Here is an 18,266-nt window from a genome sequence, read left to right on the forward strand (position 1 = left end):
AACCGGGCGGCTTTTTTATTGGCGAAAGGAAACTGAGTGACGGACGACTCGACCGTATTTCCCGCGTTCATTCGCGCGACGTACGACGACTCTGCCGGCGGCTTTCCAGCGTTCGAAAGGGCGGCGCAGTCGTCGGCCAATCGCACGCGTCAGATCTTCGAGGGCGCATTCGGCGAGATCGGCCAAACGGTGCAGCGCGCCATGGCCGCCGGCCTGGGCACGAACGGCGCCCTCAACCTGAATGTCGGGCAGTTCCGTCAGGCGGCGGCAGAAGCAACGGCGTACGAGCAATCGGTTCGGAACCTCCTTCGCACCGCCACACTGCTTGCCAAGGAGACGGGCGACACCAGCGCCCAGACGCGCAGCTACATCCAGGCGCTGAGCGCTCAGTCGATCGAGGCCGAGCGCGCGACGGCGCAGGCGAACGCCCAGGTGGCCACCTACACCAGGCTCCAGACGGCGCTCGACGCGACCGCAGACCGGAACAGCCGGCTCGCGCAGTCCTATCGGGCGCTCTATGCGGAACAGGCGGCGCAGGCCCGCGCGGAAGTGAATGCTCGCAACTTCCAGTCGGGCATCAACTCGGCCTTCGCGCCGGGGCTCCGCGGCTCGGCGGGGAACGCCGCTGCGTCGGCCGCCGTATTCGAGGCTGCCGCTCGCGAGGCGGACGATTACGCGCGCGCTGCGGCGAACCTGCGCAACCAGCTAGACCCGATGTATGCGGCCCAGCAGCGTTTCGACCGCGAGATGGTGACGGCCGATCGGCTGCTTGAGGCGGGTGCGATCTCCACCCGCGAATATGCGCAGGCGCAGCAGCTCGCGCGCCAGGCGTTGCAGGGTACGGCGACACAGGTTGCGGGCGCAGGTCGCACCTTCGAGGAAATGACCGGCGGGCTGGGGCGTCAGCGGTTCGCGTTGATCCAGGTCGGGCAACAATTGCAGGACGCGACGGTCGGATTTGCCTCAGGTCAACGCGCCGCCGTGATCTTCGCTCAGCAGATTCCGCAGCTTGGTTTCGCACTGAGCGGCTTCGAGGGGTCAACCAACAAGACGCTCAGCACCCTGGGACGTTTCGGCACCTGGCTATCGGGCCCCTGGGGCTTCATCGTACTAGGTGCGGCGACCGGCGCGGCATTTTTGGCGGAGTCCCTGCTCGGCGTGGGCTCAGCCAGTGATAAGACCCAGGGAAAAACTCTGTCGCTGAGCGATGCTCTCGACCGCTCCAGATACGCAACCGACGAAGCCCGGAAGGCGCTGGTTGCTTACAATGAGGAGCAGGATCGAGCGGCCGAGAAGACCGAGACCGCAATACGCGCAAACAAGAGGAAAGCGGAGGGCGATCTCGCCGCAGCCGTGCAGAAACGTCAAGAACTGGTCGCGGAGATGGGCCGCGCCAATCCACTGCAGGGCGAAGGGCAAAGCGGGCTTACCGAAGCTACCGCGCGCTCAATTCAACGGCGCCGACTTAGCGAACAGGATGCCATCATCCAGACGCTGCAAAAGAACATCCGCAATTTCAATGCAGAACTCGCGGTGCCAGCAGCTAAGGCCGCCGTTGACCCCCTTGCTGCGATCAATCGCCAGTACGACAACATGGCCGATGCCGCTGTCGCTGCTGCACGCGGAAACGACAAGCTGTCAGCATCGCTCGAGCGGACGCTTATTGGCATCGAAAAACAGCGGAAATCCGCGCTGGATGCCCAGCGTGAAGCCGAACGCGCCGCCAACAAGACCGTTCGCGGCGATCTCGCAGAATTCATCCTGCCCGTGAACGGCCGCATCACCTCCGGCTTCGGCTCGCGCGCGGCGCCGATCGAGGGCGCATCGACGAATCACCGGGGCATCGACATCGCCGCGCCGTTCGGTAGCGCCGTGAAGGCCCCGCAGGTCGGAACAGTCAAGGCGATCGGCTTCGACCCCAAGCTCGGCAAATATGTCGTGATCGACCATGGCGCCGGCACGACAACGCGGTTCGGCCACCTGTCCGACAATTCCGTCGTGAAGGAAGGCCAGATCGTGCGCCAGGGCGACCTCATCGGGCGCGTCGGCAGCACCGGTAACAGCACGGGCAACCACCTCCACTACGGCGTCTACCAGAACGGGAAGGCCGTCGATCCGCGCGGTGGACAGTTCGGCATCGATTCGATCGCGGCGCTGGAAAAGGCGGAGCGCGAAGCGGCGCAGGCCGCGAAAGATCTCCGCAAGGATCTCGAAGGCGTCCTTGGCCAGCTCGACCCCGTGCGCGCCGCCGCCGAGCGCTACGCGGAAACTCTGGCAAAAATCGCAAGCCTTCAAGCGGTCGGCAAAGCCGGCGGCGGCCTGTCCGCCGAGGAAGCCGAACAATATCGGTATCGCCTCGCGCTTAAGCGCATCGATGATGCGGCGCGCGCCGAGCAGGAAGCGAACCAGCGCGTGCTCGAGCAGTATGGCGCCGACATCGAGCTCGCGACGGACGACATCTCCGATCGCATGGTAAGTGCCGGTCGCGCCGGTGCGCAGGCGTTCCGCGACGAGGGACTGGCCGCCGCGCAGGCGATCGCGCAGGTCTTCGGTGGTCGGATTGGATCGCTCGCCGCTTCGATCCTCGGCATCATGGAGGGCTCTAAGACCGGCAATTACAATTCGGTCGGGGGCCGCCTTGGCGGCGCTCTCACGCTATTGAGCGGCGCCAGTTCGAAGCGGTATCTGACCTTCGGTGCCGACATCAACGCCGACGGCAGCCCTGCCGCCGACCCGCGCAAAAACTACCAGGTGATGCGTGCCATTAACCCGGGCTTCGGCGACGGCTTCTCGAAGGGCATCGATAAATTCGGCACCGACCTCAAGGGTATCTTCAAAAAGGTCTTCGGCGATGGGCCGATGTCGGCGCAGGTCGGCCAGGCGCTCGGTTCGGCTGTCGCCGGCGCACAGTTTGGCGGAGCAATCGGTAAAGGGCTCACCGACGTCCTGGGCGTGAAGGGCAGCAAACTCGGGTCGCAGCTCGGCGGCGCGATCGGCGGCGCTGTCGCGGGCCCGATCGGTTCGATCATCGGCGGGATCCTTGGATCTGTCGTCGGCGGAGCCTTCAAGAAGACGCCGACCGGTTCGGCGACCATCGGCGTCGGCGCCAACGGGGAACTCGTCGTCACCGGTCTGTCCGGATCGTCGAAAAAGCTGCGCGAGGCCGCAAACGACAATGCGGGATCCGCGCTGACATCGATCGAGCGGATCGCCGAAGCGCTGGGCGCGACCGTCAATGCCAGCCGAGGTTCGGTCTCGATAGGCTTCCGCGACAAGAATGCCCGCGTCGACGTGACTGGTTCCGGCATCACGAAGACGAGCCGGGGCGCGATCGATTTCGGGTCGGACGTCGAGGCGGCTGTCAAATATGCGACGCTTGACCTGATCAAGGACGGCGTGCTCGAAGGGCTGCGTGCCGGCACCCAGCGGCTCCTCACCAACGCGAAGGATCTCGAGGCGGGCCTGGACAAGGCACTTAAGTTCGAAAGCATCTTCACCAGGTTGAAATCCTACACCGACCCGGTCGGCGCCGCGCTCGATGCGCTCGACAAGGAATTCAAGAACCTGATGAAGATCGCCAAGGAGGCGGGCGCTTCGTCCGAGGAGATGGCGGATCTCGAAAAGCTCTATGGGATCGAGCGCAAGAAGGCGATCGAGGAAGCCGCCGAGAGCACGATCGGCTCGCTCAAGGAGTTGCTGCGTGAGCTGACGGTCGGCGATAATGGCCGGTCCCTGCGCGATCGCCGCGCCGCCGCATTCGCCGAGTTCGATCCGCTGCGCGCCCGTGTCGCTGCCGGCGACCAGACGGCCTATGACGCATTCGCCGCCGCGTCTCAGACCTTGCTCGACATCCAGCGCCAGATCAGCGGCAGCGGCGCGGACTATTTCGCGCTGCTCGACGAGATCACGGCGCTGACAAAGTCGGCTATCTCGGGCGTCGAGAACGTCACGTCGATCTCGGCGGCGCGCGACAGCATCTTCAAGGCCGCCGACCTTTCGCTGACGGTGGACAATGCCCCCGTGACGAGTGCGATCGACCGCATGGCGGCTTCGATCGTCGCGCAGCTCAGCGCCACCAACCAGAACCTGGGGACGCTCATCCGTCTCCAAGGGCTCGGCGGTGGCGGTGACGACATCTATTTCCAGAACATCGCGAACTTCTAAATGCTGATCCTCGCTGAACTCGCCCCGCTCAATCCAGCGAGCGGGACGAGGGTAACGCTGCGCGCCGCAAATGCGCAGATCCGCAGCATCACCGGCCTGAACAATCAGGTGTGGTGGCCCGCGATCTCGTCCAGCCCGACATTCGCGATCCAGCTCTTCGACGGCGACTTCACGAGCGCGGTCGTGCCCGGGAGTGCGGCGTTCGTGCTGCAGATGGACGCGCTCGCCAAGCAGGACCCCGCGGCGCGCGGCTATCTATGGCAGGGCGCCGACATCACCTTCTATTCGGGCAACGCTGGCGACGCCTGGCCATGGCCGGTCCGCTTCGTCGGGGAGATTACCCGCTATGAGGCGCAGGGCGACACGCTCCGCCTGACGGCCGAGGTGAAGACCTCGACCTTCGAGAAGGACGTGCTCTCCTCCACTTACGCGGGGACGACCGGCATTGAAGGCGGCGCGGATCTTAAGGGGAAACCCAAGCCGTGGCTGTTGGGCCGGTGCTTCAATGTCGAGCCGATCCTGATCAACTCGGTCGACTCGGTCTTCCAGGTCTCAGCCTATGGCCCGATAGAAGCCGTAAACGCCCTCTATGAGCGCGGCGCGACCTTCGGCGCATCCTTCGGTGACTATGCGAACTATGCCGCCCTCGTGGCAGCCGCGATCCCCGCAGGCCGGTGGGCGACCTGTCTCGCATCCGGGCTGATCAGGCTGGGCGCCCCGCCCTATGGTGTCATCACCGCCGACGTCGACGGCGACAATTTCGGGGGCACCTGGCGCCGGCGCACAGGCGAGATCATCACCAGGATCGCAACGGGCGCTGGCATCTCGTCGGGCGATCTCGATGCGGTCTCGCTGGCGGCCCTCGATACGGCGCTCTCCACGCTGCCGAATGTCGGCCGGATAGGGCTTCACCTCACTGAGCAGATCACCGTTCTTGAACTGGCTCGCGACCTTGCGCTCCCCTGCAACGCGCAGGCCGGCGTGTCGTGGACTGGCAAGCTGTTCGTCACTAGGATCTCGACGTCCTCTCCGACCCTCACGCTCGATGCGCAAGGCCGACAGCTTCCGGCCGTGTCTCGGTCGGTCGAGAGCGATGTGTCGCCACCGTACAAGCGGATCGTCATGGGCGCTGCGCGGTCCTGGCGCGTTCACAGCTTCGACGAGATCGCATTCGATGCCGAACTGGTCGACCGGGGCACCTATGACGCCGCGACGGTCTACCGGAACGGCAACATCGTCAGCCTGTCGAGCGGCGCGCGGTATCTTTACATCAACGATACGGCGACGTCAGGCAACGCGCCGCCCAACCCGACCTATTGGGCCGCCTATGGCACTGGCCCGACGCGGAATGTGAACCGGGGGGACTGGACCGCCGGCACCGCCTATGTCGTCGGCGATTACGTCTTCTACAACGGCGCCAGCTATGACGTGATCGCCGATCATACGGCATCGGGAGGGTCGCCGCCGCCGAATGCCAACCTCGCGCTGCGCGCAAGCTCGGTCATCGATATCGTCCTATCGAACCCGACCGCGTCAGTCGCGACGGACGCCGACGGTGCGAACGGCGACTTCACCGCCGCGCTCGGTACGCTCAAGGTGATGTATGGCGGCGCGGACGTCACCGCGGCCTCGACGCTTTCTGAGGTGAGCGAGACCAATTGCACCGGCGATGTGAACACGGCGACGAACACGCCGGTCGCCGGGCAGCCCAAGGGCTATTACCGCGTGACAGCGATCGGCGCCGCGACGGCGGTCTATCGTGTCCGCGCGGTCTATAACCCCGGCGGCGGCAACATCACGATCGAGAAGGATTTCACGCTCAGCCGCGTGAAGGGCGCCGCGTCGGTCCAAGTCATCGCCGACCGTGCCCAGATCAATTATTCGATCGTGACCGGCGCCGTGGCACCGTCGACCCAGACGACCAATTTTACGGCAATTCCGCTCGGCTCGGCCGCCACCATCACATGGAAGGTCTTCAACGATGCGGGTGTCGAGCTGACGCCGACAAGCTCGTATCTCTCGAATGTCACCGGTTTGACCACGGCGATGACGGCCAGCCAGTTCAACAGCGCCGTCGGCGCGGGCAATTACATCTATGTCCGCGCCTATGTCGGCAACGTCCTGGCGCCGCTCGCGATCGGAAGCGCGGACCTCCGGAAATATGTCGTGCCGGAGCCGCGCTGGTGGACCTTGGGCCCGGTCACGAGCAATGTTCGAACGGACGGCTCGGGCGCGCTCGACCCGCCGACCCAGACCACCGTCATCACCGCCGCATTCACGGCGCTCGCGGCAGGTGCGACGATCACCTGGACGCTGTTCGACGGCAACGGCAATGCGCGCACGCCGCTCGCCACCTACGCGACAGTGAGCGGCACGGGCAATGTGACGCTCTCGATGTCGGGCTCGCAATTCCTTTCATGCGCGAACGGGACCGGCAAGGTCCGGGCCGTCGCCACACTGTCGGGTTCGGGCACCGCATATGACGGCACCCCGCTCGAGGCGCAGATCCTTGAGGTTGGCGACGGCGCAAGTGCGATCGGGCTCAAGATCAAGAAGTCCCGGGATTCGATCACCTATAACGGCCAGGGCTTCATCTGGCCGGCATCCCAGAGCATCGATTTCACGGCGATGCGGCAGAACCTCCCAACGGGCACTGTCACGTTCGAGGTCCGCGATGGCGCGAACAACCTGAAAACGCCGCTGGCGACCTATGGAACCGTCGTCGGGGACGTCCTCACGATGACGGAAACCCAATTCGAGTTGGCGCGCGGCCAGACCCAGACGGTGCAGGTCCGCGCCTATATCGGGAGCAGCGAGGATACCGCCACCGTCAGCGGCACGCCGGTTCCGATCGCCGGCTATAACGAATGGCCGGATCCGCTGCTGAATACGCTCGACCGTAACTTCGTCGGCGGCGCGATGGCGGCGCCGTTCGCGGTGCTGTCGAATGGCGACACCAACGGCTGGAAATACAAGAATTACGTGCGCGTGCTGTCGACCACGTCGCCGACCACCGAGTATTTCCACAAGGTCACTGACAAGATCCCCGTCCGCAAGGACGGCGAGCGCTTCTGGGCCGGGTTCAGCGGCGGCGTTGGGCAGGGCAGCGGCGCGTTGATGTTCGGGATCTACGTGCTCTTCCGTAACCTGGCGGGAACGCAGGTCGGCAGCACCACGCGCATCGGAACGAGCAACACGTTCACCCCGGCGAGCAACGGCAACTGGCCGGAAATCGTGGGGGCACCTGTCGATGCGCCGGCGGGCGCGGCCTTCGCCGAGGTGGGCTGGTGGCGTGATGATCACGGCACCATCACCTCCTCTCAGGCGCATGGCGTGACGCCCTATATCCAGCGCACCCAGCCGGGGGCGGATCAAACGCGGGGAGCATTCCCGAACATCGTACCTGTGACTGTGCCGCCGTCCGGGACGATCGTGCTGAATGCCGACTGGAAGGGCGCGGGCCTGCCATCGGCGGTGAAGCTGAAGTTCAATCGCTCGTTCGGCAATGCCGATGTGTCGAGTTCCGCAACGTGGTCGATCCTCAAAACCAACGATTGCTCGGCCTCGTTCGGCTCATCCGGGCTCGCGACGCTGACGCCGGCGGCAAGCACCTTCACCGTCGCGGGCGCGCAGGTACGCGTGAAGAGCGCCTATGACGGGGTGGAACTGACGGAAGTTGCCCGGATCGAGGTGAGGCTTGCGCCTCCGCCGCAACCGGACAGTTCATCGACAATCGTGGTGGGCAACCCGACGTCCTTCGACCTGACCGCGCCCGATTACACGTCGAACACGGTGATCGCCGGCCCGCTCACGATCAATTCGATGACGGGAGGGATTATCTCTGGGTATTTCGCCTGTGTCGTCACGGCAGATGCCTATGGCAGCACGGGCGCGGGCTTCACCTGCAAGGCTCAATATCGCGCCGTCGGCGGCGGATCGTGGACCGACTCGCTGGGAACGACGGTCGTTGTCCCCGCCGAAGACCCGGACAATTTCGGCACGCGCGGCATGCGGCTGCAATTTGGCGCCACCGGCCTGACAAACAATACGAACTATGAGTGGCGGATCATCGCCTATCGTACGACTGCGAACCACATTTACGGCCAACCGCTGCTGTTCGCCCTTAACAGCGGAGTGCAGCTTTGAGCCATCCCACCCACTTCATCGTCGGGCCCGACGGGGTCGCGGACCGCGTGTTTTCCGATGGCTACCCGCCGGAGGCGCTGATCGAGCTACCGGCTGGCCATTGGAATCTGCCGCGGATCTGGGTCGTTGACGCGCAAGAATGGTGCGAAGACCTCGAGGGGGAGCGCTCGAGGATCTGGGATGATGTGAAGGCGCAGCGCGCGGCGATCCTCTCCGGCGGCTGCGACACGCCGATCGGCCGCGTCGATACCGATCCCGACAGCCTGAACGCGATCGACCGCCTCGTGGCTGCCGCGCTCGCGGACCCGGCTGGCTGGAGCGACGTGTTCACGACCGCAGACGATAGCGACGAGCCGGTCGACCATGACGCCATGCTCGCAATCAAGGCCGCTGTCGTTGCGCATGAACAGGCGGTCCGCGCCGCTGCGCGCGACGTGCGCGACCAGATTTACGACGAAAGCGTGACCACGCTGGCGCTGCTCGAAGCGGTGCCGACCGATCTGGCGGAGAGACTGACATGACGACCGCACCACAATCGAATTGGAGTTTGGGGCACATGATGAATGGTTGGGTCGAGGCTCTTCTCGCGAAATATGGGGCAATTGCCGTCGGCCTGCTGTTCGGCACGTCCGCCAAATATGCGCTGGCGCTGGGAGAAGGGCGGCGCGTGACGACGCGGATGGTCGTCATAGACGCACTGCTGATCGGTATGATTGCCCTGCTCGCTTCCGAAGCGGTCGCGCGGCTGGGCGCAAGCGGTCACACCGCCGCGACAGTGGCGGCCCTGTTCGCCGTCTCGTCCGATCGCCTCATCCGCCTGATCCGCACACGGTTCCTCCAGCGCGTGGACGCCGAGCTGAAATCGCAGGCGGACGCGATCAAGGCGGCCGTGCGTGAGGAGATCCAGGTCGAGCGCTCCGGCGCCGCCATCATCGACGACACGATCAGCGGCAAGGCCCCCGCCGAATACACGGCGCTGCGCCCCCGCCCAACTCTCGAACCGGAGGACACGCAATGACGATTGAAAGCATGATCGAAACCACGATTGGCAAGGAGGGCCGTTATTCCAACCACCCTTCCGATCGCGGCGGAGAGACGATGTGGGGGATCACCGCCGCCGTCGCGCGCCGCAATGGCTATGCCGGCGCCATGAAGACGCTGCCGCGCGAGACGGCGAAAGCGATCTATCGCCATGAATATGCGATCCGCCCTGGCTTCGCCGCCGTGGCAGAAATCAGCCCCATCGTCGGTGAGAAGCTGTTCGACACGGGCGTCAATATGGGGCCTGGCGTTCCAGCGCTTTGGTTTCAGGAATGGCTCAACGCCTTCAATGGCCAGGGCAAGCTCTACCCGGACATCAAGGAAGATGGCGATGTAGGCCCTGCCACGCTTGCGACGTTCCGCACCTATCTGAAGGTGCGCGGCGCGGATGCTGAGCGGGTCATGTTCGAAGCGCTCAAATGTTCGCAGGGTGAGCGTTACAAGAACCTCGCACGCGCCCGTGCGGCCAACGAGGATTTCGTCTACGGCTGGATACGGACGAGGGTCGCATGAAGGGGCCCGGTTGGCCCGACGCGCGCGGGTGGATTGGCCTGGGTAGCTTTCTGCTCACCCTCGCCGTCATCGCAATGATCCTGTTCGACCGGACCTTGCTGCGCGACGACTTCTTCAAGGTGATAGCGACCGCAATCATCTTGAACGGCTGGAATAGCGGCCCTCTCGCTTGGGCATATGCCGCGACCAAAAGTGGCGGCGAACTCGCCGATCGCAACGCATCCATATTGGAGCGCCAGGCCGAAGCAAGTCCGCCAGCAGATCCCCCCACTCAGGGCGGTAGCGGCCGGAAGTAACCGCGTCGGGCGGCGCCCCGGCATCCACACAGGAGAAGACCATGAAGCGACTGATTATCGCCACGCTGGCGCTCGCCTTGACGGCGTGCGGGCCGTTTACGGCTTCTGGCGGCGGCATCCGCACCGCAGGCACCGTCGCAGCCGGCGCGGCCGATGCGGCGGGGGTCCCCGCCCCCGCGACCATCGCCAACCTCACCACCGCCGACGAACAGGCGATGTTGCGCCTGGAGCGGGTCTACAAGGCCGCGCGATCGGCCGTCGAGCTCGCCGTCGACAGCGGTCTGGTGCGCGGGAAACTCGCGTCGACGATCGCTGCTGCCGACCGGTTCGCGTTCCAGAAGCTCGGCGCGCTGCGCGCGATCTACGACGCCGGCAACGCAAACAGTTTCCGCGCCGCCCTCCCCGAGGTCGAGAAGGCCGTCACCAGCATGATCGGAGCGAACTGATGAAGATCGATTTCTATACGGTGCTCGAAGGCATCGCCCAGGCCGTGCCGATCCTTGGCCAGGCGCCGGCGCTGATCAGCCTGTTCGAGGCGGCGATCGCCAGCTTCGACGGCCAGGATCAGGAAGCGCTCAAGGACGCGCTCGCGCTTGCCCGCGCGGACAATGACGACGGCCATGCACGGCTGCAGGCGAAGCTCGCCGAAGCCGCCAAGCGATAAGGAGCCAGCCCAATGCCCTGCAAAGTCACCTTCCATAGCGTCGGCGCGCTGTCCGTTCTCGGCGCGCAGCTTTCCAATCGCCAGCAGTTCACGCCGAGCAGCACACCGCAAGCATTCGTGACGCCGGACGGGGGCGGCATCGCCCGCATCGTCACCGAGGAAGCGTGTGAAATCTCGATCGTCGCGGCCAATGTGACACCCGACGGCACCAAGGGAGAAGCATGGGCCGCCGGCGGCGATGACGTGCGTTACGTCGCGCCCGGCCAGGTCATCAAGGTCCGGACGCTGGCCTGATGTACGGCTATCCCTATTCCTATGGGTATGGCGGGCGCCGCCGGCGATCGGCTGCTGAACCGGCGTTCAATCCCGCTGCCTTCTTCGTCAACGGCGAGAAGGGTTTCGTCCATGATCACACCGACCCGACGAAGCTCTTTCAGAATTCCAACGGATCTGGCGCCGTTACGGCGGATGGCGATCCCTACGGATATGTCGCCGACCTGAGCGGATGCGGCTTTCCCGCTGTCCAAGCGACCAGTGCACGGCGCGCCACCTTTAACACCGGTGGGAACCGAGGGACTTTCAATACCTCACGCCTCGCGACGGCTGCCATAAACTTGTCGGGCGGCAGCATATTCACGCTGGTCGTAGCCTTCCGGAACACCGGTTCAACGACAGCGGCGATCGTGGAATCGTCGAGCAACATCAACACTGTTGGCAACGTCGGATCGATCCTTTTGTCAGTCGGCACGACCGGCGCGATCAGTTTCGGCGGACGCGGAGACTCGACGACTGGAAACCGCACGACCGCGACCATTTCCCGTCCCTATGAGCGACTGGCCACGTGTGTTTGGGACATCTCACAAGCGACACTAGCGGGCGAGATTTCGCCCCGCATAGATGGCGTCGTTCCCTCATTGACCGATGGGCTTGGCCCCCTCGGCGGTGGTAATCTCGGCAACTTCGCCTTCAATTTCGGCGCTCGCGCAAATGAGACGATCCCGATGACCGGCGCGATTTATCGAGCGTTCGGCATCAATCGCCAGCTCTCCGCCGATGAGCTCGCGGCGGTCGAGGCCTGGGTAGGAGCACCCATCGGTTTTTTTCCCTGAGCCCCCAGGCTGAGGGGGCTGCCGGGATCGAGCACCTGATCAGCTATGGCCAGTCGCTATCAGTGGGTGTGGGGACCGAAAGTGTTCGCCTGACCACGCAGCCGCATGACAGCCTCATGTTCTCGGGCGGCGGGCGTGCGCAGGACGGTGGCACCGAACCTTGGGTGCAGCACGCGAGCCTGGTCCCTCTTGTCGAGGCTCATGGGCCAGCCGCAACGGGGGGTGAGCGCTACGAGACGCCGCTATCCGGCGCTGCGCTGATGCTCAAGGAACGCGGGCTGGCTTCGCGCTTTCTGGGTTCGGCGCCAGGACAGGGCGCGACGGCGATTGCGGCGCTGAGCAAGCCCGGCGCGCTCTACGAGCGGTTCATGGATGACGTCCGCTACGGACGATATCGAGCGCACGCGCTGGGGCTCGCGCACAAGCTGCGGGCCTTCTTCTGGATGCAGGGCGAGGCAGACGGCGCGAACAACAGCTATGCGGCGAACCTCAACACGCTCCGGGGCACGATCGACGCGGACGTAAAGGCGATCACCGGGCAACCGGAGGACGTTTGGTGCATCTCCTATCAGCTCGACCGGCCGAAGATCGGGCTCGCGCACCTCGCCGCGTCTGACACCTATTCGAACATCCGCGTCGCGATGCCGATCTACCAGCTTGCCCGCACAGACGGCGTGCATCTAACGCCGGCAGCCAGTGACATCGCTGGAGCCTATTTCGGGCTCGCCTGGCAACGGATCATCGAAGAAGGCGACGAAGACTGGCAGCCCCTGCGCATCATCGGCCATTCGGTCGCGGGCGGCGTCATCGAACTGACCTATAACCCGGTCGGCGCTCTCACCTTCGACACCACAACGGTCCCAGCGCAGACCAACATGGGTTATCACCTGTTTGACGCATCCTACAACCCACTCACCATTTCGAGCGTCTCCATTGTCGGCGGGAACAAGGTGCGGATCACCCCCTCGGCGCCGGTCGATCACCCAATCGTGTGCTACGGATTCAGCGATCCGACCGACCACACCGCCGACGTGAGCAAGGGCAACCTTCGCGACAGCCAAGGCGACCTAATCGTCTTCGAAGGGCAGGGTCTCAACTATCCGATGCACAATTGGGCCGTGCTCGAGCAGGTCATTCTTTAGCAAGGAACCGACATGAACGTCTGGAGATATCAGCGAGGCGAAACCATCGTCCTCGCGCTCGATGCCGTGACCGGAGATCCGCTGCTCGTTGCCGACGCTGATGTCGTGCTCAAGCGCGCCATCATACCCGATCGAATCCCCGGTGAGTCCGAACCGATAGCGGCGACGCTAGCAGTCGAGGAACGGGAAGCGAGCGGAGATATCCCCGCCGGCTGGTTTGCGACCCTGTCGGCCGCCGACTGCGAGAACCTGGCGCCGGGCAATTACTATGCCGGCGCTTCACTCACGCTCGACGACGGCAGCGTGGTCAAAAGCAACTCCCCGCGGATCGTGATCGAGGAAGCGGTCGCGTGACCGATATCCTCGCCATCCGCTGGCGAGCCGAGCCCTCGCCGATCGAGCTGCGCTGGCGGGGCGGCGGGACGGACAGCTTCGCGGCGGCCTTCAACACGAATGAGCCGATCGCAACGCTCATCGGTCCGCGCGGTCCAGCGGCCGGCAGCACGATCACGCGGACGGCAGCCGATGCCGTGGGCGGCCACCGCGCGGCACGGGTGAACGCTGCCGGCGAAGCGTTGCACGCCGACAAGGACGACATCGATCCAGACACCGTCATCGGCATCACCTTCGGCGCTGCGGCGGCGGGCGATGCCATCATTATTCAGGTCTCGGGTCTGATGACAGAATCCGCCTGGAACTGGAACCCGGGCGCGGTGTGGCTCGGCTCCGACGGCCTGCTTACCCAGACCGTCCCCTCTTCCGGCTCGATCGTGCGGCTCGGTACCGCCATCGGTCCCACATCCCTGAAAATCGAACCCCGGCTGATAGCCCGGATTTCCTGAAGGAGCAGAACATGGGTGATTATTTGAAGCTGTCGGGCGGTGTCCCGACGGACGCGCTGGCGCTTGCCTCGTCTTCTGGCGCTGGTGACGCGGGCAAGATCCCGAAGCTGGATGGCAGCGGACGCCTCGACCAGTCGATGATGCCTGTCGGCCTGGGCGCCGAGACGAAGATCGTCGAAGCGAGCGAGAACCTGGCCGCCGGCGACAAGGTCAACATCCACAATTCCTCCGGCTCGAAGGCGCGCAAGGCCGACGCAACCACCGCCGGCAAGGAGGCGCACGGCTTCGTTCTGGCTTCGGTGACGTCCGGCCAGAACGCCACCGTCTATTTCGAGGGCACCATCACCGGCCTGACGGGGCTTACCCCCGGCGCGCGCCAGTTCCTCTCGACCACCGCCGGCCAGGCGACCGAGACCGCGCCCAGCGGCAGCGGGAATGTCGCTCAGGTCATCGGAACCGCGCTCTCCGCGACGGAGATGACGTTCGAGCCGTCCACGCCCATCACCATCGCCTGATCGGAGATCCTGATGACCGATTTTCGACCGCTGGTCCTCAAGGACGGCCTTCCCGCCCAGCTTCCGATCGGGGACCGCCTCATCGGCACCCCTTTCGAGATCGTCGCTGCCGTCTCCGACGAGGCCACGCCCCTTACCGCCGGCACCGCCAAGGTCACATTCCGGATGCCTTGCGCGATCGCGCTCACCAGCGTCCGCGCTTCACTCGTGGTCGCTCAGGCAACCGGATCCGTGCTGACTGTCGATATCAACGAGGCAGGCAACTCGATCCTGTCGACGAAGCTGACGATCGACAACACCGAGAAAACCTCGACCACCGCCGCGACCTCCGCCGCCCTGTCGGATACCACCTTGGCGGATGATGCCGAGATCACGATCGACATAGACCAGGTGGGTGACGGCACGGCGAAAGGCTTGAAAGTCACGCTGATCGGGAATCGCATATGAGCATGTTGCTCGATCCGTTCCGCCTGGCGCCGGCCTTTTCGCTGGTTGCGAACCTTGTCGACGATGGCACCTTCGACGGAACGGGCGATTGGACCTTGGCCTCGTCGTCGGGTTCGCCACCCGCGATCTCGGGTGGGCAGCTCGTTTTCACCCCGGGCGCTACGACGCCGGTTGCACATCAGGTCTCGAACGAAACGCTGATTGCGGGCGAGAGCATCTATTACGAGATCACGATCGCCAACAGGACCGCCGGCACGGTCACGCTTCAGGCGGGGCGCTCAGCGGGATCGCCTCCCTCTGGCGGCACCCTATTGCGCAACAACACTGCCAACGGAACATTCTCAGGCGTCGTGAACATCAACACCGTCAATGGTCAGATCATCACGATTTCCGGGGCTGGCAGCACCGCGAACATGACCGTCGACAATGTGGTCGTGAAGAAGGCGCTCCAGAACCTGGCTCCGACTTCGAGCAGTGTGCCGGAAGACGCGTCCAACGGTACCACGGCGCACACGCCGACACGTGGTCGATCAGGGTCGACGTTCTCGCTGACCAACGACGCGGGCGGCAGGTTCGCGATCAATCCTTCGACAGGGGTGGTCACGGTGGCGAGCGCGCTCGATTACGAGACGGCGACGAGCCATGCGATCACGATCCGTGAGACGAACCTCGCCTATCCGAACTCGCCGCGCGATACGAACGTGACGATCAATGTCACGAACGTGTTCGACGGGACGCCCGGCAGCGAGCTCAATCTCGATGTGCCGTTCTCGAACGCGGGGCTGTGGACCTTGTCGTCCGCTACGATCACATCCGGCAAGCTCATCCTCTCCGGTGGAGGATCGGCGAAGATCCAGTTGGATGATGATATCGCCCAGAATGACGTGGTGCGCGTCGTGTTCGACCTGATCTCCCTCAATCCGACCGAAACCGTCACCATCTCGGTTGGTGAGCAAGCCATCGCGTCGTTCTCGACGCTGGCGAGCCCACCCGGCGCGGGAAGCCTCACATACGAGGCGAAGGTGGCTTCGGCCCCGTCCGCGCCCGAGAAACGAAGCCTGCTGATCGCTGGCACCGGTAACGGCGAGGTCCAGATCGACAATGTGTCGGTGAAGAAGATCACATTCCCCTGATAGGAGACCGAGATGCCCGCAACAGCCGCTCGGATCGGCTTCATCACGCAGGAATACAGGACCGAGACCGCCGGTCCGGACTCCGCTGTCGCCACGAAATATGGCGACAAGGCGCGCGACACGAAGGATCCGATCCCAACCTATTTTGAGGACGAAGACGACGCGGCGGCGATGGCCACCGAGCGCCTGGCCCTGCTCAAGCCAGACCGCCGGCGTTTCCGCCATACGGTGGTGGGCGACGACACGGGCGGCGGGCTATCGTTCAACCTTACGACGCCAGTCGCCACCGTGATCGATGACGAGCGGGCGGCCAATCACGCCGCGGCGATCGTCGAGATCGGCGTCGACACCGAGAAGAACCAAACCCTACTGACGAGCTGGGGATAGCATGGCGATCCAGAAACCGTTCGCGGTCATTCCGCACGCCCTGGGCACGGTCACGACCGGCAACGCGCGCACGGGCAACCCTGCAACGCACCTGGGCGAGTTCAAGCACATCGGCATGGTGTGGCAGAGCAATGGGAATTCGAACCTATGGGCGCGGGGCAACTTCGGCTCCGCGAAGCCGGTCGATTTCGTGTCGTTGCTCTCGACCAATGCCCAGAGCGGAACGACCATCCGCGTGCGGCTGGGAACCAGTCAGGCGGCGGTCGATGGCACGGCATCATATGACAGCGGCGCCGTCGCCCTGATCAACCCGTCCATTACACGCGACGATGGGCTCTATCATTCCCACCTCGAGCTCCCCTCGATCCAGACCCGCCAGTGGTGGCGCATCGACATCGGGGGGCATTCCGGCGACTTCGCCGCCGCGAAACTGGTGCTTGGACAAAAGCTGCAGCCCGCGACATTCTACAACCGCGACGACGGTTTCGGCTTCGGGATCGACGACAGAGGCGACATCGATATCGGCCGCTACGGTGTGACCGACGAGACGCCGGGCATCATCATGCGCCGGCTGCGGATGCGCTTCTCGTGGCTCAACCAGGTCGATTTCGAGACGAAGTTCCGCCCGCTGGTCGAGAAGCTGGGCAAGCGCGGTGTCGCCTACTGGTGCTTCGATCCCGAGGCGACGGCCTACCGCCAGTCCAAGAGCTATTTCGGCTGGCTGCTCGATCCAGACTTCGCCAGCGGCGGCGTCGCGCCGGGCAGCTATGCCCAGGAATTCGACATCCTCTCCATGATCTGACGAGCTCCCCAGCGGGAGGGGCGGGAGGGCGGTGTGGGCCCTCCCGCTTTCATTCCGTTGGTGGGGTGGAGCGGATGTGGATCCGGCAGCCTATGCTCAGATAGGTGCCCCCTTCCCCGTTGGCGTGCTTCGTGCGCGAGGCCGCGCCAGCCTTGACCGCGTCATCTTGCGCTTCGCGCCGCGTCACACGCCAGGGGCCCAGCCATTTGAGCCAATAGCGCGCGCGATATTCCAGGAGGCCGATCGTCATTGCCTCGATACCCCGTCAGCCAGGCCGAGGCGGATCCTCTGCGCCCTCCGGCCCAGATACGACGACAACTGCGTCGTCCCCCTCCCCCTGGATATCCCATAGCCAGCGATCGTCCGTAATGATGGCGCGCGCCGCAGCCTCAAGATAATCCCGCCTTTTCGGCCCCATCTGCTCGTCGATGCCACGTTCGGTTGCAACAGGCGCCCGTTCCTCGGACATCTTGTCCGCTGCGGCGTTGACCTGCGCGGCGAGTTCCTTCGCTGCTTCGCTCGTCATCCGATCCTCTCCCTCACATCCCAGCCGGCCTTGTCAGCGAGTTCCTTCGCCAACCAGGACCAGCCCCAGAATGCCATTGCCGCGCGCTTCTCCCAGAATTTCGGATCCGACGCGGCGGCCGGGTCATTCGAGATCGGCACGGAGAAACTGGTTTCGTCGGAGCCGCCGAGCTGCTTGGCGCATAGGAACTCGACTTCGCCGAAATCGATCTGGCCCTCCTTGTCGCTGCAGGCGATCGAGCACGCGACCCAATCGCCGGTGCGCAGTTCATAGACGGCAAGCTCCGTCCAGTGCTTGTCATTCCCCCGATGGGCACCCCCATAGTCACGACTGTCGACCTCGACGATCAGCCGGCCGTCGAAGACCACATCGGGCTTGTCCTTGCGCAGGACGTTGACCTCCTCGAAATCACCGCTGCGCTGCTTCTTCGCCTTGGGCATCTCCGCGGGCGCCTTTAGCTGGCGAAGATCGATCTGCCTGATCGTCACGACGTCGCGGTCCTTTCTCTCGGTCATATCCATTCCTTTCCATTCACATCG

21 protein-coding genes are annotated in these 18,266 nt (G+C 64.5%); 18 read left to right on the plus strand and 3 right to left on the minus strand.

Translation table 11 applies throughout. From position 1 onward, the window contains the following. Positions 1-36 precede the first annotated feature (36 nt). From ACODTA_RS27740 to ACODTA_RS27825, 18 genes are all read left to right on the plus strand, one after another. Positions 37-4,164: a peptidoglycan DD-metalloendopeptidase family protein gene (locus tag ACODTA_RS27740; RefSeq protein WP_489070611.1), complete on the plus strand. Its 4,128-nt coding sequence runs from the start codon at positions 37-39 to the stop codon at positions 4,162-4,164. Next, positions 4,165-8,310 carry a carbohydrate-binding protein gene (locus ACODTA_RS27745; RefSeq protein WP_489070613.1) on the plus strand — a complete coding sequence of 1,382 codons (4,146 nt, stop codon included), beginning with the start codon at positions 4,165-4,167 and terminating at the stop codon, positions 8,308-8,310. After that, complete coding sequence (locus ACODTA_RS27750) at positions 8,307-8,831, plus strand: DUF4376 domain-containing protein (protein WP_489070615.1); 525 nt, start codon at positions 8,307-8,309, stop codon at positions 8,829-8,831. The genes ACODTA_RS27745 and ACODTA_RS27750 overlap by 4 nt, the downstream gene beginning before the upstream one ends. Before the next feature lie 35 nt (positions 8,832-8,866). Continuing rightward, entirely contained in the window at positions 8,867-9,328 is a 462-nt protein-coding gene (locus ACODTA_RS27755; protein WP_489070617.1) for a hypothetical protein, read from the plus strand. Next, positions 9,325-9,864 (plus strand): glycoside hydrolase family 108 protein, encoded by a 540-nt coding sequence (locus ACODTA_RS27760; RefSeq protein ID WP_489070619.1) that lies wholly within the window; start codon positions 9,325-9,327, stop codon positions 9,862-9,864. Before ACODTA_RS27755 ends, ACODTA_RS27760 begins: the two co-directional genes overlap by 4 nt. Then, the gene (locus ACODTA_RS27765; protein ID WP_489070621.1) at positions 9,861-10,160 is read left to right on the plus strand and encodes a hypothetical protein; all 300 of its coding nucleotides are present in this window, start codon (positions 9,861-9,863) and stop codon (positions 10,158-10,160) included. Before ACODTA_RS27760 ends, ACODTA_RS27765 begins: the two co-directional genes overlap by 4 nt. A 41-nt stretch (positions 10,161-10,201) precedes the next feature. Beyond that, complete coding sequence (locus ACODTA_RS27770; protein ID WP_489070623.1) at positions 10,202-10,606, plus strand: hypothetical protein; 405 nt, start codon at positions 10,202-10,204, stop codon at positions 10,604-10,606. Further along, positions 10,606-10,824, plus strand: coding sequence for a hypothetical protein (locus ACODTA_RS27775; protein ID WP_489070625.1), 219 nt, complete (start codon positions 10,606-10,608; stop codon positions 10,822-10,824). Before ACODTA_RS27770 ends, ACODTA_RS27775 begins: the two co-directional genes overlap by 1 nt. Positions 10,825-10,836: 12 nt before the next feature. Then, positions 10,837-11,118: a hypothetical protein gene (locus tag ACODTA_RS27780; RefSeq protein WP_489070627.1), complete on the plus strand. Its 282-nt coding sequence runs from the start codon at positions 10,837-10,839 to the stop codon at positions 11,116-11,118. After that, positions 11,118-11,933 (plus strand): hypothetical protein, encoded by an 816-nt coding sequence (locus tag ACODTA_RS27785; protein WP_489070629.1) that lies wholly within the window; start codon positions 11,118-11,120, stop codon positions 11,931-11,933. The genes ACODTA_RS27780 and ACODTA_RS27785 overlap by 1 nt, the downstream gene beginning before the upstream one ends. 62 nt (positions 11,934-11,995) lie before the next feature. Beyond that, the gene (locus ACODTA_RS27790; protein WP_489070631.1) at positions 11,996-13,075 is read left to right on the plus strand and encodes a hypothetical protein; all 1,080 of its coding nucleotides are present in this window, start codon (positions 11,996-11,998) and stop codon (positions 13,073-13,075) included. A 12-nt stretch (positions 13,076-13,087) separates the two neighbouring features. After that, the gene (locus ACODTA_RS27795; protein ID WP_489070633.1) at positions 13,088-13,429 is read left to right on the plus strand and encodes a hypothetical protein; all 342 of its coding nucleotides are present in this window, start codon (positions 13,088-13,090) and stop codon (positions 13,427-13,429) included. Continuing rightward, positions 13,426-13,917, plus strand: coding sequence for a hypothetical protein (locus ACODTA_RS27800; protein WP_489070635.1), 492 nt, complete (start codon positions 13,426-13,428; stop codon positions 13,915-13,917). The genes ACODTA_RS27795 and ACODTA_RS27800 overlap by 4 nt, the downstream gene beginning before the upstream one ends. Positions 13,918-13,928: 11 nt before the next feature. Further along, positions 13,929-14,432 (plus strand): hypothetical protein, encoded by a 504-nt coding sequence (locus tag ACODTA_RS27805; RefSeq protein ID WP_489070637.1) that lies wholly within the window; start codon positions 13,929-13,931, stop codon positions 14,430-14,432. Between the two features lie 12 nt (positions 14,433-14,444). Further along, the gene (locus ACODTA_RS27810) at positions 14,445-14,879 is read left to right on the plus strand and encodes a hypothetical protein (RefSeq protein WP_489070639.1); all 435 of its coding nucleotides are present in this window, start codon (positions 14,445-14,447) and stop codon (positions 14,877-14,879) included. Further along, positions 14,876-16,012 (plus strand): cadherin repeat domain-containing protein, encoded by a 1,137-nt coding sequence (locus ACODTA_RS27815; RefSeq protein ID WP_489070641.1) that lies wholly within the window; start codon positions 14,876-14,878, stop codon positions 16,010-16,012. The genes ACODTA_RS27810 and ACODTA_RS27815 overlap by 4 nt, the downstream gene beginning before the upstream one ends. A gap of 12 nt (positions 16,013-16,024) precedes the next feature. Continuing rightward, positions 16,025-16,399, plus strand: coding sequence for a hypothetical protein (locus ACODTA_RS27820; RefSeq protein ID WP_489070642.1), 375 nt, complete (start codon positions 16,025-16,027; stop codon positions 16,397-16,399). A 1-nt stretch (position 16,400) separates the two neighbouring features. Continuing rightward, on the plus strand, positions 16,401-17,201 hold the full coding sequence (locus ACODTA_RS27825) for a hypothetical protein (protein ID WP_489070644.1): 801 nt from the start codon (positions 16,401-16,403) through the stop codon (positions 17,199-17,201). Positions 17,202-17,250: 49 nt separating this feature from the next. Here the strand turns inward: ACODTA_RS27825 and ACODTA_RS27830 are convergent, their stop codons facing one another. The 3 genes from ACODTA_RS27830 to ACODTA_RS27840 are packed head-to-tail and all read right to left on the minus strand — an operon-like array spanning position 17,251 to position 18,242. Next, positions 17,251-17,451, minus strand: coding sequence for a hypothetical protein (locus tag ACODTA_RS27830; RefSeq protein WP_489070646.1), 201 nt, complete (start codon positions 17,449-17,451; stop codon positions 17,251-17,253). Positions 17,452-17,466: 15 nt separating this feature from the next. Then, a complete protein-coding gene (locus tag ACODTA_RS27835) occupies positions 17,467-17,727 on the minus strand; it encodes a hypothetical protein (RefSeq protein ID WP_489070647.1) in 261 nt (86 codons plus the stop codon). Continuing rightward, on the minus strand, positions 17,724-18,242 hold the full coding sequence (locus ACODTA_RS27840) for a hypothetical protein (protein WP_489070649.1): 519 nt from the start codon (positions 18,240-18,242) through the stop codon (positions 17,724-17,726). Before ACODTA_RS27840 ends, ACODTA_RS27835 begins: the two co-directional genes overlap by 4 nt. Positions 18,243-18,266: the final 24 nt, after the last annotated feature.

Source organism: Sphingomonas sp. FG14 (assembly GCF_057809675.1).

Excerpts from the sequence above, each read along its gene's own strand:
- ACODTA_RS27760 (WP_489070619.1), top strand. The coding sequence starts at position 9,325 with ATGACGATTGAAAGCATGATCGAAACCACGATTGGCAAGGAGGGCCGT.
- ACODTA_RS27805 (WP_489070637.1), top strand. The coding sequence starts at position 13,929 with ATGGGTGATTATTTGAAGCTGTCGGGCGGTGTCCCGACGGACGCGCTG.
- ACODTA_RS27815 (WP_489070641.1), top strand. The coding sequence starts at position 14,876 with ATGAGCATGTTGCTCGATCCGTTCCGCCTGGCGCCGGCCTTTTCGCTG.
- ACODTA_RS27770 (WP_489070623.1), top strand. The coding sequence starts at position 10,202 with ATGAAGCGACTGATTATCGCCACGCTGGCGCTCGCCTTGACGGCGTGC.
- ACODTA_RS27835 (WP_489070647.1), bottom strand. The coding sequence starts at position 17,727 with ATGACGAGCGAAGCAGCGAAGGAACTCGCCGCGCAGGTCAACGCCGCA.
- ACODTA_RS27765 (WP_489070621.1), top strand. The coding sequence starts at position 9,861 with ATGAAGGGGCCCGGTTGGCCCGACGCGCGCGGGTGGATTGGCCTGGGT.
- ACODTA_RS27780 (WP_489070627.1), top strand. The coding sequence starts at position 10,837 with ATGCCCTGCAAAGTCACCTTCCATAGCGTCGGCGCGCTGTCCGTTCTC.
- ACODTA_RS27840 (WP_489070649.1), bottom strand. The coding sequence starts at position 18,242 with ATGACCGAGAGAAAGGACCGCGACGTCGTGACGATCAGGCAGATCGAT.
- ACODTA_RS27820 (WP_489070642.1), top strand. The coding sequence starts at position 16,025 with ATGCCCGCAACAGCCGCTCGGATCGGCTTCATCACGCAGGAATACAGG.
- ACODTA_RS27755 (WP_489070617.1), top strand. The coding sequence starts at position 8,867 with ATGATGAATGGTTGGGTCGAGGCTCTTCTCGCGAAATATGGGGCAATT.
- ACODTA_RS27785 (WP_489070629.1), top strand. The coding sequence starts at position 11,118 with ATGTACGGCTATCCCTATTCCTATGGGTATGGCGGGCGCCGCCGGCGA.
- ACODTA_RS27775 (WP_489070625.1), top strand. The coding sequence starts at position 10,606 with ATGAAGATCGATTTCTATACGGTGCTCGAAGGCATCGCCCAGGCCGTG.
- ACODTA_RS27825 (WP_489070644.1), top strand. The coding sequence starts at position 16,401 with ATGGCGATCCAGAAACCGTTCGCGGTCATTCCGCACGCCCTGGGCACG.
- ACODTA_RS27745 (WP_489070613.1), top strand. The coding sequence starts at position 4,165 with ATGCTGATCCTCGCTGAACTCGCCCCGCTCAATCCAGCGAGCGGGACG.
- ACODTA_RS27795 (WP_489070633.1), top strand. The coding sequence starts at position 13,088 with ATGAACGTCTGGAGATATCAGCGAGGCGAAACCATCGTCCTCGCGCTC.
- ACODTA_RS27810 (WP_489070639.1), top strand. The coding sequence starts at position 14,445 with ATGACCGATTTTCGACCGCTGGTCCTCAAGGACGGCCTTCCCGCCCAG.
- ACODTA_RS27830 (WP_489070646.1), bottom strand. The coding sequence starts at position 17,451 with ATGACGATCGGCCTCCTGGAATATCGCGCGCGCTATTGGCTCAAATGG.